This window comes from Formosa sediminum (genome assembly GCF_007197735.1).
Lineage (GTDB): Bacteria > Bacteroidota > Bacteroidia > Flavobacteriales > Flavobacteriaceae > Formosa > Formosa sediminum.
The window spans coordinates 58,072-70,556 of sequence record NZ_CP041637.1 but is presented as its reverse complement, the minus strand read 5'-3'; the positions used below and the strand labels follow the sequence as shown (position 1 = coordinate 70,556).

The following is a 12,485-nucleotide window of genomic DNA, read 5'->3' as shown; positions in this document are numbered from 1 at the left end:
TAGTAATTAAATGGTTTATTAAGCCTTAGTATTATAGGCTTTAACAATAGCCACTCCAGACGAAGATCCGATACGGTCTGCTCCAGCTTCAATAAAAGCTAAGGTAGTTTCTAAATCTCTAATACCTCCAGAGGCTTTTACTTTAGCTTGGCCGTTGGCAGTCTCTTTCATTAATTTTACAGCTTCAAGAGTTGCTCCGCTAGTAGAAAATCCTGTAGATGTTTTTATAAAATCGGCTTTAGCTTTTATACAAAGTTCACTAGCCTTAATAATTTCCTGTTCAGTTAATTCACTAATTTCAAGAATTACCTTTAAAGTAGTGTCTCCCATGCCAGATTTTACTGCTTTTATGTCGTTATATACGTATTCAAAATCTCCGCTTCTTAGCATACCTACATTCAACACCATATCTATTTCTTCAGCACCTTGTTCTATCGCTTTATTGGTTTCAAAAACTTTAGTTTCTGTAGTTACGGCTCCTAGTGGAAACCCAATTGTAGTACAAACTTTAACTGCTGTAGTATTTAATAATTGCGTTACAAATGGGACGTAAAAACTATTAACACATACCGAATAAAAATTATATGCTATGGCTTCTTTACATAAGGTTTCAATATCTTTTTTTGTGGCCGAAGATTTTAATAAGGTATGATCTATGTATTTTGCGATATTCATAATAACAATTCTTAAAAAGATTAATTAAGTAAAAATACAACGAACAAAATGCAATAAAAATTATTTTTATGATAAAATCTTTAAATAAGTAGATTTAGCCTATAGAATTTAAAATAATACCGTCTTGGGAGATACTAAAACAATATAAGAATGGTAGTAATTAAGGCTTTAATTTATTCTAAAGCACTTTTTGTAGGTTCACCATATTTATGTACTATATCTAAATGGGTAGAGCAAGACATTCCTCCTGGATTTAATCCAGGTTGTCCTTCTGGAATGGTGTAGTTTAATTCTTTAAAATAGGTTTCCCAAATAGCATAGGTGTTTTGGGTGTCTGGAGCAATAAAAGTCATTGGGGTTTCATTAAATATGGGCTGATTTTTATTTGCAGCCTTAAAAGCTAAATGAATAAGTTCTGAGCAGTAATATTTATCGTTATCAATATCAAAATAAGGGTCATATTTAGCATTCATTTTAGAGTGAATAAATGCTATAGTTTCAGGAATTAAGTGGGTAAATTCAGATTTTAACCTACCTACAATAACTTTAGGCCTATGATGTATATCGCTACTTCTGCTTAAAAAAGAATCTATCGGAGTTAAAATAACACCTTGACTAACTGCTTCCATAACTTTTAAATCGCCGTTTGTATCTTGCATTACCAAGCCTACATGCGAGAAATTATAATTATTATACCCTTCTGTAACGGCTTCTATAGCATCGCAAAAAGGGCCACAATCTACATCTTGAAATAATAAATCTCCTTCCTTAAGTTTAAAATCGGGGTGCGAACTACAATTACACAAGAGTAACGTAAATGTTAAAAATGAGAGATTAATTAGTAGGGGTTTCATAATAATTATACTGTTGGTTCTGGCAAATGTATGTAGAAATTGTATTTATAAGAAACAGTTATGGGTTCTATAATAAAAAGTGTATCCTTTTTTTATCTTCGTAACATGAAGACTATAGAATCCTTTATTCGAGATATACACGATTTTCCTAAACCAGGTATCGTATTTAAAGACTTAACCCCTTTATTAAATAACCCTGAAGCTACTAATTTATGTTTGCAGCAACTTTTAACACCATTAGCACATCAGCGTATTGATAAGGTTGTGGGTATGGAAGCTAGAGGTTTTTTCTTTGGAACATTATTGGCTCAGAAATTAAATGCAGGATTTATTCCTGTTAGAAAACCTGGTAAATTACCTTACAATACCATTTCAGAAACGTATGCTTTAGAGTATGGAAGTGATACCTTAGAAATTCATGCTGATGCAATACAACCTGGCGATCGAGTTTTAATTCATGACGATGTATTGGCTACAGGAGGTACCGCAGAAGCGGTTTGTAAATTAGTTGAAAAACTAGGTGGAGCTATTGTTCAATGTAATTTTATTATGGAATTGGAATTTTTAAATGGTAAAGACCGATTAAATAAATACAGTATAGCTTCTATTATTAAATATTAATTACTAAATGTTTAAATTGTAGAGGTATATAATAAATGTATTAACTTAATTAAATAAGATTAGCTTATTTCTCTTTCCCGTTATGTTTAAAATTAAAGCTTCAAAATTACCTTTAGATTCAATATTCAATCAAGATCTAGTAAACTGTTTACCTGGGATCTTTTATTTATATGAAGTAAAAAATGGCACAGCATTTTTAAAACGATGGAATGATAAACATGAAATTGTAACGCGTTGGAGTAAAAAAGAAATGTTAGATGCTGATCTAATTAGTTTTATAGACGACTCATCTAGAGAATATATTGAAAAGTGTTTCATTAAATTAATTGAAACCGGGAGCATAAAAAATGTTTACGGAAATATTTTAACCAAAACAGGTGAGGTAATCCCGCATGTTTTTGAGGGATATCGCTTTGATATAGACGACACCATTTACTTTATGGGAATGGGTATGGATATCTCTGATTTAGTGAGTGCTAGAGACCAAATTAAATTATTAGAATTTCAGAAAAAGAAAAATGAAAAGGAATTATTCTCAGTAGCTTTACAAGGACAAAAAAAAGAAGAATTACTTAAAAAAGTGCTGGTAAAATTAGAAGATATTGAAGAAAATATATCAAATAAAACCAATGCTAACGCAATAAAATCACTCACTAAAGAAATTAAATCTCATTTTCATTTTCAAGATAATTGGGATGTATTTAAAAAAATGTTTAATGAAATTCATTATGATTTTTTTAGCCTCCTCAAGAAAAAACACCCCACGCTAACTAAAGGAGAATTAAAATACTGCGCATATTTAAAAATCCAGATGGGAACTACAGAAATATGTAATATAATGAACATTTCAAAAGAAGGTTTAATCAAAAAGAGATATCGTTTAAAGAAAAAACTAGGTTTGCCTAAACACGAGAGTATAGATTTGTATTTAACAATTTTTTAAAAAAAAATGTTATGTCCATGATTTGTCCATTTTACCCTAATTCAAAAAAACTATTTTTGTGTTTTAGTATTAGTATAAACTTTTAATTATTAGAAAGTTTATATCGAATAACAAATCTTTTAATCTATTAACCAATTTTTTATGAAAAAAAACAAATTCTTTACAATGTTGTTAGTTGGTTTGGCCACAGCAGCATTCGCCCAGAAAAAGCCCAATATCGTGGTATTTTGGGGAGACGATGTAGGAATGTGGAACATTAGCGCATACCATAATGGTATGATGGGTGGAACAACTCCAAACATTGATCGTATTGCAAATGAAGGAGCGTTATTTACAGACCACTACGCACAACAATCTTGTACTGCAGGTCGTGCATCTTTTATTTTAGGACAACACCCATTTAGAACAGGGTTGCTTACTATTGGTATGCCAGGTTCTGAACATGGTATTAATTCAGCAGACCCAACAATTGCAGAATTACTTAAGCCACTTGGATATTCAAGCGGACAGTTTGGTAAAAACCACTTAGGTGACCGTGACGAGCACTTACCAACAAACCATGGTTTTGATGAGTTTTTCGGAAACTTATATCACTTAAATGCTGAGGAAGAGCCAGAAACAGAATTCTATCCTAAAGATCCTGAATTCAAGAAAAAATACGGACCAAGAGGTGTTCTTAAATCTACTGCCGATGGTAAAGTAGAAGATACGGGACCATTAACGTCTAAGAGAATGGAAACTGCAGATAGCGAATTCATCGATGCTGCTTTAAAGTTTATCGAGAAAAATGCTAAGGCCAAAAAGCCATTCTTTGCTTGGGTAAACTCTACACGTACTCACGTATGGACGCATTTATCTGATAAGTATTTACACAAATCTGGTTACGGTTTATATGCCGATGCTATGATGGAATTAGACGATGGTGTTGGTCGTGTATTAGATAAATTAGACGAGTTAGGTATTGAAGATAACACTATTGTTGTATTCTCTACAGATAACGGTGCTGAGAAGTTTACATTCCCTGACGGTGGTACAATTCCATTTAGAGGAGAAAAAGGAACAACTTGGGAAGGTGGATTTAGAGTGCCTGCTATGGTAAAATGGCCAGGTCACATTAAACCAGGAACTGTTATTAACGATATCTTTTCTCAAGAAGACTGGATGCCTACGTTATTAGCAGCAGCAGGTAACCCTAATGTAAAAGAAGAATTATTAAAAGGAAAATCTTACGCAGGTAAAACCTTTAAGGCGCACTTAGATGGATACAACCAATTACCATTATTAACAGGTGAACTTAAAAAAGGAGAAGGTAAGAGACATGAGATCTTTTATTTTGATGCTGCAGGAAACTTAAACGCATTACGTTACGACGATTGGAAATTACACTTCTCTATTATGGAAGGTTCTATTAACGAAGCGTATAGAAAGTCTCCATCTTGGCCAATTATCTTAAACTTAAGAAACGACCCGTTTGAAGTATCTATGGACGCTGCATTATACATAAGAAACTATGCAGACCAAATGTGGATGATGGTACCAGCTCAAAATTATGTTGGTAAATTCTTAAGTACATTTAAAGAATTCCCTCCAAGAAAAGGAAGCTCTTTAAGTATTGATAAAGTCATCCAAACATTACAAACACCTACAAGAAATTAATTTAATTTTTTAAGGATATTAAAACTGATACAGTGTAAAAATTGTATCAGTTTTTTTTTGCTAAATTTTTTATAGATATTTCATTCTCAGATCTACAATAAGATTAATTAAAAACGAGATCTTAATAAGAAAGAATGTCATATCCACTTGTAATAATCTGGCGTGAGTTATAATAAAAAGCAATGTTAAATATTAAATTTACGTTAAATAGTTTTGGATTATTTGAAATATTTGGTATAAAATTGAGATTAATATAGATTAATTCAATAATTTTAAGAGCTTTAATAGTTTAATATATGGCTATTATATCAATAACAATTAACCAACACCATATTATTTATGAAAAAAAGTAAACTTATTACACTCTTGCTCGCTGCGGGAATAGTCAGTTCAGCATTCGCACAAAAAAAGCCCAATATCTTAGTGATTATGGGAGACGATATTGGGTGGTTCAATACAAGTGCCTATAATAGTGGGATGATGGGATACACAACTCCAAATATAGATCGTATTGCAAAAGAAGGAATTCGGTTTACCGATGCTTACGGACAACAATCATGTACGGCAGGTCGTGCAGCTTTTATAACAGGGCAATCTCCAAAACGTACAGGCTTGCTTAAAATAGGTATGCCAGGTGACCCTATGGGGTTACAAAAAGAGGATCCTACAATTGCAGAAATGCTTAAACCTCTAGGGTATGCTACCGGACAATTTGGTAAAAATCACTTAGGAGATTTAGATGAATTTTTACCTACTAATCACGGGTTTGATGAGTTCTTTGGTAATTTATATCACTTGAATGCTGAAGAGGAACCTGAAAATTCAGATTATCCTAAAGATCCAGCATTCAGAAAAAAATATGGACCACGAGGTGTAATCAAATCTACTGCAGATGGTAAAGTTGAAGATACTGGGCCGTTAACCAAAAAACGTATGGAGACAATAGATGAAGAATTTTTAACAGCCACAAAAAAATTCATCACCAAGCAAGCTAAGGCAGGAAAACCATTTTTTACTTGGTTTAACTCTACACGTATGCACATATTTACTCATTTACCTGAAGAATATGATGGAGCTACTGGTCTCGGAATTGTTGCCGATGGATATAAACAACACGATTTACACGTGGGTGAATTATTAGACTTGTTAGATGAATTAGGGATCTCTGAAAATACAATTGTTATATACACTACAGATAATGGCGCTGAGAAATTTTCATGGCCTGATGGAGGAACTAACCCGTTTAAAGGTGAAAAAGCGACAACATGGGAAGGAGGAATCCGTGTGCCATTTACTATTCGTTGGCCAGGAAATATTGAGGCAGGTAAAGTTTCAAACGAAATGATCTCTTTAGAAGATTGCTTCCCTACCTTATTGGCCGCTGCTGGAGAAACAGATATAAAGAATAAATTGCTTAACGGATATAAAGGATTTAAAGTACATTTAGATGGTTATAACTTTTTACCATATTTAACCGGAAACACAGAAGCAGGACCTAGAAATGAATTTTTTGCTTTTGTAGATGATGGAACTTTAGGCGCTTTACGTTACAAACGCTGGAAATTTCATTTCTCGACTCAAGAGCATGAAGGGATAGATGCATGGATGCAAGCACAAACTCCAAGAAAAGCACCACTAATCATTGATTTATTTGCAGATCCGTTTGAGCAAGCTCCTGAATCTTCATCTTATTATGACGATTGGTTAGTAAGACATATGTATGTTATGGTACCTGTGCAAAAATTAGTAGGAGATTTTATGGGAACTTTTAAAGATTACCCTGTGCGTCAAGAACCTGGTAGTTTTACTCCAAGACAGTAAAAATACAACATTGTTTACATGTGAATTATTTAAAATATTTCATAATAATTTATGTTTTTTTTAAGTTAATTTAATAATTTCAAGTGTTTTAATAGTTTAAGGGGTTTTTTATTGCCTTTTAAACAGTACTTTAATCAATAAATATAATCACAAAAACCAAGACCTTTATGAAAAAAAGTAAGCTTATCACACTGTTGCTTGCTGCTGGCTTAGTCACTTCAGCTTTCGCACAGAAAAAACCCAATATCCTTGTTCTATGGGGCGATGATATAGGACAATCTAACATTAGTGCCTATACCATGGGCTTAGTTGGATATCGAACACCAAACATCGATCGTATTGCCGACGAAGGCATGATTTTTACAGATTATTATTCAGAACAAAGTTGTACTGCAGGCCGGTCAACTTTTATCTTGGGGCAAAGTGTTTTGCGTACAGGATTAAGTAAAGTAGGTATGCCTGGTGCGGCTCAAGGGATTTCAGAAAAAGATCCTACCATAGCCGAATTATTAAAACCTATGGGATATGTAACAGGACAATTTGGTAAAAATCACTTAGGCGATCGTGACGAAATGCTTCCTACAAACCATGGTTTTGATGAGTTTTATGGGAACTTATATCATTTAAATGCTGAAGAAGAACCGGAGTTAAGAGATTATCCAGATCCTAAAAAATTCCCAAATTTCAGAAAGAAATATGGTCCACGTGGGGTTATTCATTCTACTGCCGACGGGAAAATTGAAGATACAGGACCTTTAACTAAAAAGCGAATGGAAACTATCGACGATGAATCGTCTGATGCAGCTATAGCCTTTATAAAAAAATCTGTCGCTTCTGGAAAGCCATTTTTTGTATGGTGGAATGGGACACGTATGCACTTTAGAACGCATGTAAAACCAGAGTTAAAGGGGATTTCTGGACAAAATGAGTATGGCGATGGAATGGTAGAACATGATATGCATATTGGTAAATTCTTGAAAGTTATAGACGAGTTAGGTATAGCAGATAATACAATTGTTCACTACGGGACAGATAATGGACCTCATAAAAACACTTGGCCAGATGCAGGAATTAATCCGTTTAGAGGTGAGAAAAACACCAATTGGGAAGGTGGTTGGAGAACCCCTGCTATGGTACGTTGGCCTGGTAAAATTAAAGCAGGTTCTGTGTCTAATGAAATCATGTCTGGTTTAGATTGGATGCCAACGTATTTAGCTGCTGCTGGAGATTCAAATATTAAAGAGAAATTATTAACAGGATACAAAGCAAATGGTAAAACCTTTAAAGTACATTTAGATGGTTATAACTTTTTACCATACTTAACAGGTAAAGTTGAAAATGGTCCGCGTGAAGAATTGTTTTACTTCTCTGATGATGGTGAATTAATGGCATTACGTTATCACGATTGGAAAGTAACTTTTATGCATCAAGACTCTCCAGGAACTTTAGATACTTGGTCTAAGCCTATGGTAACTACAAGAATTCCTTGGATTTATAATTTAAGAAGAGACCCTTACGAATTTGCTACTACGACATCTAATACGTATTGGGATTGGTATCTTGATCATGTGTTTTTATTATTACCAGCATCTGAATATGTGGCTAAATTTATTTCTACGTTTGAGCAATACCCTCCACGTATGAAAGCTGCAAGTTTTAATCTTGGTGATACCATGGATGCTTTAACTGAAGCAGGAAAAAAATAGGACTTTTTTTATTTAATAAATAAAACATTTAAAAAGCCTCCATGGTATAATGGAGGCTTTTATTTTACCACTTTAGAGGGGTCTTTACGTACTCCTTTTTTAATACGTTGGCCTAATCACATACCTGCAGGCTCTGTAACTAATGAAATTGTTCATATTACAGACGTCATGCCAACTTTAGCAGATGTAGCCGGCTATAAAGTGCCAACAGATAGAAAAATAGATGGAGTAAACCAGATGCCGTTGTTTTTAGGAGAAACCACAACATCAGCTAGAGAAGGATTTCCGGTATATAATGGCGATAATATGTTCGCTTATAAATGGCGAAATTTTAAAAGTCATTATTATAAACATGAAAGTATGTTTGATAAACCTGTAAAACATAATTTTCCACGTATACATGATTTGTTAAGAGATCAAAAAGAACTCTACGGTATATCAGGTGGTAATGGTACTACAGGGGCACAAAACTTAACATGGATTTTACCAGCAGTAACAAAACAAGTGTTAAAGTTTCAAGCTACACTTAAAGACGAACCTCCTATAATTTTAGGAACACCAGAACCATATACTCCTAAAAAATAAAAGAAAATTAGTGTAAAGAAAGAATTGAGTGTTGTAAAAGGAACACTTTATTATTAGCTGTTTTTAAATTTATAACTCAAATAGGATATACCATTTTATCTTTAGATTTAAAGAAAAACTTATTACGAGTTTCATTTTCAAAATTATAAATATTAATTATCTTTAAACATCAATAGATTTTAAACCACTTTTTTATGACTGCATATCAAGCCGTTACTGCCTTAAAACAGGAAATGTCTAAAGACATTATTGGGCAACAAGACCTTATAGATCGTTTAATTTTGGTGTTATTGGCCAATGGTAATATGCTTTTAGAAGGCTTGCCAGGTTTGGCTAAGACCAGAGCCATAAAGACTTTGTCTAAACACTTAGATTGCGATTTAAGTCGTATTCAATTCACAGCAGACTTATTACCAACAGATATAACAGGGACCGAGATTTATCAACCAGATTCTGAAGAAAAGTTTATTTTCCAAAAAGGGCCTATCTTTAGTAATCTCATTTTAGCCGATGAAATTAACCGTGCTCCAGCTAAAGTGCAATCGGCACTTTTGGAAGCTATGGAAGAACGTCAGGTTACGGTTGCGGGTAATACTTATGCCATGGACCCATTGTTTATGGTAATGGCAACACAAAACCCTATTGAGCAAGAAGGAACGTATCCGTTACCTGAAGCACAAATGGACCGTTTTATTATGCATGTGGTTATTGATTATCCAGATGATGCTTCAGAATTAGGTATTCTTCGTTTAAATAAACAAGAACAATCTGCAGCTTCTAAAGCAAATGCTGTTGTACCAGAAACCATCTCTCCTCAGCATATTTTTGATGCACGTAACGAGATTAATACCATAAAAGTAACCGAAGAACTCGAGAAATATATGGTGAGTTTAATTTCTGCTACGCGTTATCCAGAACGATTTGATAAAGGATTAGCAGAATGGATTGACTTTGGAGCGAGTCCGCGTGGGACTATCGCTTTAGACCGTTGTAGCCGTGTGAATGCATGGATGAATGGTAAAGATTTTGTGTCTCCAGATAATATACAAGCAGTTATTAAAGATGTATTAAGACATCGTATTGCATTAAGCTACAAAGCCCGTGCAGAAGGTGTTACAACAAATCAGGTGATAGATAAGATTTTGGAAGTTGTAGCTGTAGTTGCGTAACAATTTAAAACTTAGGTACATGGCTTCAAAATCGAATACAGACTCTGTTTTTTTAACGCTTGAGCATTTATTAAAGTTTGAGTGGCTTAATACTGTGCTTAACTTTAAAGTAGGTGCTCAAAAATCTAATAGTGTGCTTTCTGGTAGGTATGCTTCACGCTTACGCGGTAGAGGTTTAGATTTTGAAGAAGCAAGACCATATGTTATAGGTGATGATATTAGGAATATAGACTGGAAAGTAACCGCAAAAACCAGAGTTACTCATACCAAGGTATTTACGGAAGAAAAGGAAAAACCTGCCTTTATTTTTGTTGACCAATCGCCAACAATGGGTTTTGGTTCAGTAAATAAAACCAAAGCAGTAATTGCAGGAGAAATTGCAGCCATTTCGGCTTATAAAATCATGAAAGGTGGCGATCGTGTAGGTGGTTTAGTCTTTAAAGGCGAAGGTTATGATTTATGCACACCTAAACGTGACCAGCGTAACATGTTACAGTTTTTTCAGCATATAGTAAATGCTAATGCCAATATTTATAATCAGAAATCTTTCGATTTTTCTGAAGTCTTAAAAGGTATGATTGGTAAACTCCAAAATATCATCACACACGATTATTTAGTTATTATTATCAGTGACTTTTACCGTTATAATCCAGAGACTATTCAATATTTAAGTTTATTGTCTCAACATAATGATGTTGTATTGGTTAAGGTCTTCGACCCGATGGAAGAAACTTTACCAAAGCAAAAAATCACTTTAACAAATAATGTGAAACAAATAAGTATTGCAAAAAAATCTAAGCGGATATCAGAGAATTTAAAAGCCGATTTTAAAACTAATTATGATGGTTTTAAAAAAGAAATAGAAAAATATAATATGACCTTGTTTAAGGTGAATACAGTAGACCCAATTGAAGAACAATTAATTCATGTGTTTACACAATATAAACCTAAATAGACCATGTACGCATTTGTAACACATAGTTTAGTTTTGGTTCAGGATTCTTCTCTAGATGTGAGTATGGGGGAAATCATAGAGCCAACACCCGTGCCTTTTAGTTTTGATACACTTGGGTGGAAAATTGTATTTGTTTTACTGGTTTTAGTTTTGTTTTATATCGGTTACAGAGTGTATAAAAATTACAAAAAGAAGCAGTATTTACGCGATGCGATAGCGCACATAGATGAATTAAAAAAACAATCTGATTTGGGCGTAGCTGCATATATAAATGCAGTTATGTTTCAATTAAAAGAAACCGCCTTGCATACTTTTGGACGGTCGGAAGTTGCTGGTTTATATGGCCGTGATTGGTTGCAGTTTTTAGATAAAAAAGTAAAAGGCGCTAATTTTGAAGCAGACGAAACGCTTATTCTAGACGCGGTGTATAAACATGAAGTTGAAGAACCCACAGCTTTTAATAAAGAAGTATTTAGTAATAAAAGTATTAATTGGATAAAACAGCATGCCAGATAATTTTCACTTTGCATATCCCTTGGTTATCATGTTACTGCCTTTACCTGTATTGGTCTATTGGTTGTTGCCGGCAATTAAAAACCGAAGTAGTGCCTTGCGATTTCCGTACTTTAATAGAGCCACGGTTGTAGCCGATCAAAAACCTAAAAAAGCCTCTTATGTAAAAAAAAGAAGTGTCTTAGCTTGGTTGGTCATGTATTCCATTTGGTGTTTACTATTGCTTGCGTTAGCTTCTCCCGAATTAGTTGGGAAACCTGAAAAGAAAATAAAAACGTCTCGTAATTTTTTAATAGCTGCAGATATTTCATTTAGTATGGCCAATACCGATTGGGCTATAGATGGTAAACAAACTACACGTTGGGCAGCTGTTAAAGACATTATGAAAGATTTTGTAAAAGAACGTAAAAGTGACCGTTTGGGCTTATTGTTCTTTGCAACTAATGCTTACGTACAAGCTCCATTTACTTCAGACTTAAATACAGTGAGTGTCATGTTAGATGAAGCAGATGTAGGGATGGCTGGACAAATGACTAATATTGGTAAAGCCATTGTTAAAGGAATGGATATGTTTCAGCGCGATACTATACCTAACAAAGTCATGTTAATCTTAACCGATGGTGTAGATTCTGGTATGGAAATTTTACCTCTAGATGCTGCGAATTTGGCAAAAAAAGATTCTACTGTAATTTATACGATAGGTATTGGAGACCCAACGTCTAGAGATTCCGATTTAGATGAACGGACATTACAGGATATTGCTGAAATGACTGATGGTAAGTATTTTAGAGCAAAAGATACTGAAGCACTTCAAAATATTTATAAAGAATTAGATACGCTCGAACCTATAGAATATGAAGAAGAAAGTTATACGCCAAAAACCTTATTGTATTACATTCCATTAGGATTGGCATTGGCTTTAAGTGCTCTTGCAATAGCAATAAACTTTATTATTCTTATTATAAAACGATTTAAATCGACCTAAAT

At 33.8% G+C, this 12,485-nt stretch carries 12 protein-coding genes; 10 read left to right on the top strand and 2 right to left on the bottom strand.

Features of this window, described 5'->3' with window-relative positions; genetic code table 11:
- Positions 1 to 18 precede the first annotated feature (18 nt).
- Entirely contained in the window at positions 19 to 675 is a 657-nt protein-coding gene (gene deoC, locus FNB79_RS00305; RefSeq protein WP_143379404.1) for a deoxyribose-phosphate aldolase, read from the bottom strand.
- Positions 676 to 848: 173 nt separating this feature from the next.
- Positions 849 to 1,529 carry a YiiX/YebB-like N1pC/P60 family cysteine hydrolase gene (locus FNB79_RS00300; protein WP_143379403.1) on the bottom strand — a complete coding sequence of 227 codons (681 nt, stop codon included), beginning with the start codon at positions 1,527 to 1,529 and terminating at the stop codon, positions 849 to 851.
- Between the two features lie 105 nt (positions 1,530 to 1,634).
- Here FNB79_RS00300 and FNB79_RS00295 point away from each other — a divergent pair, with 105 nt between their 5' ends.
- The 10 genes from FNB79_RS00295 (at position 1,635) to FNB79_RS00250 (ending at position 12,483) form a co-directional block, all read left to right on the top strand.
- Positions 1,635 to 2,150 (top strand): adenine phosphoribosyltransferase, encoded by a 516-nt coding sequence (locus FNB79_RS00295; protein WP_143379402.1) that lies wholly within the window; start codon positions 1,635 to 1,637, stop codon positions 2,148 to 2,150.
- Between the two features lie 82 nt (positions 2,151 to 2,232).
- A complete protein-coding gene (locus FNB79_RS00290) occupies positions 2,233 to 3,093 on the top strand; it encodes a PAS domain-containing protein (RefSeq protein WP_143379401.1) in 861 nt (286 codons plus the stop codon).
- 141 nt (positions 3,094 to 3,234) lie between these two features.
- A complete protein-coding gene (locus FNB79_RS00285; RefSeq protein ID WP_143379400.1) occupies positions 3,235 to 4,749 on the top strand; it encodes an arylsulfatase in 1,515 nt (504 codons plus the stop codon).
- A gap of 339 nt (positions 4,750 to 5,088) precedes the next feature.
- Entirely contained in the window at positions 5,089 to 6,570 is a 1,482-nt protein-coding gene (locus FNB79_RS00280; RefSeq protein WP_143379399.1) for an arylsulfatase, read from the top strand.
- 167 nt (positions 6,571 to 6,737) lie between these two features.
- Positions 6,738 to 8,276: an arylsulfatase gene (locus tag FNB79_RS00275; RefSeq protein ID WP_143379398.1), complete on the top strand. Its 1,539-nt coding sequence runs from the start codon at positions 6,738 to 6,740 to the stop codon at positions 8,274 to 8,276.
- A gap of 15 nt (positions 8,277 to 8,291) precedes the next feature.
- A complete protein-coding gene (locus FNB79_RS00270) occupies positions 8,292 to 8,861 on the top strand; it encodes a sulfatase/phosphatase domain-containing protein (protein WP_185967859.1) in 570 nt (189 codons plus the stop codon).
- A gap of 194 nt (positions 8,862 to 9,055) precedes the next feature.
- Positions 9,056 to 10,030: an AAA family ATPase gene (locus tag FNB79_RS00265; RefSeq protein ID WP_185967809.1), complete on the top strand. Its 975-nt coding sequence runs from the start codon at positions 9,056 to 9,058 to the stop codon at positions 10,028 to 10,030.
- A 19-nt stretch (positions 10,031 to 10,049) separates the two neighbouring features.
- Complete coding sequence (locus FNB79_RS00260) at positions 10,050 to 10,985, top strand: DUF58 domain-containing protein (RefSeq protein ID WP_143379396.1); 936 nt, start codon at positions 10,050 to 10,052, stop codon at positions 10,983 to 10,985.
- Between the two features lie 3 nt (positions 10,986 to 10,988).
- Positions 10,989 to 11,501, top strand: coding sequence for a DUF4381 domain-containing protein (locus FNB79_RS00255; RefSeq protein ID WP_143379395.1), 513 nt, complete (start codon positions 10,989 to 10,991; stop codon positions 11,499 to 11,501).
- Positions 11,491 to 12,483 (top strand): VWA domain-containing protein, encoded by a 993-nt coding sequence (locus FNB79_RS00250; RefSeq protein ID WP_143379394.1) that lies wholly within the window; start codon positions 11,491 to 11,493, stop codon positions 12,481 to 12,483. The genes FNB79_RS00255 and FNB79_RS00250 overlap by 11 nt, the downstream gene beginning before the upstream one ends.
- The last annotated feature ends 2 nt before the right edge of the window (positions 12,484 to 12,485 follow it).

Coding starts and splice junctions, on each gene's coding strand:
- deoC (WP_143379404.1), bottom strand. CDS start 675: ATGAATATCGCAAAATACATAGATCATACCTTATTAAAATCTTCGGCC.
- FNB79_RS00300 (WP_143379403.1), bottom strand. CDS start 1,529: ATGAAACCCCTACTAATTAATCTCTCATTTTTAACATTTACGTTACTC.
- FNB79_RS00295 (WP_143379402.1), top strand. CDS start 1,635: ATGAAGACTATAGAATCCTTTATTCGAGATATACACGATTTTCCTAAA.
- FNB79_RS00290 (WP_143379401.1), top strand. CDS start 2,233: ATGTTTAAAATTAAAGCTTCAAAATTACCTTTAGATTCAATATTCAAT.
- FNB79_RS00285 (WP_143379400.1), top strand. CDS start 3,235: ATGAAAAAAAACAAATTCTTTACAATGTTGTTAGTTGGTTTGGCCACA.
- FNB79_RS00280 (WP_143379399.1), top strand. CDS start 5,089: ATGAAAAAAAGTAAACTTATTACACTCTTGCTCGCTGCGGGAATAGTC.
- FNB79_RS00275 (WP_143379398.1), top strand. CDS start 6,738: ATGAAAAAAAGTAAGCTTATCACACTGTTGCTTGCTGCTGGCTTAGTC.
- FNB79_RS00265 (WP_185967809.1), top strand. CDS start 9,056: ATGACTGCATATCAAGCCGTTACTGCCTTAAAACAGGAAATGTCTAAA.
- FNB79_RS00260 (WP_143379396.1), top strand. CDS start 10,050: ATGGCTTCAAAATCGAATACAGACTCTGTTTTTTTAACGCTTGAGCAT.
- FNB79_RS00255 (WP_143379395.1), top strand. CDS start 10,989: ATGTACGCATTTGTAACACATAGTTTAGTTTTGGTTCAGGATTCTTCT.
- FNB79_RS00250 (WP_143379394.1), top strand. CDS start 11,491: ATGCCAGATAATTTTCACTTTGCATATCCCTTGGTTATCATGTTACTG.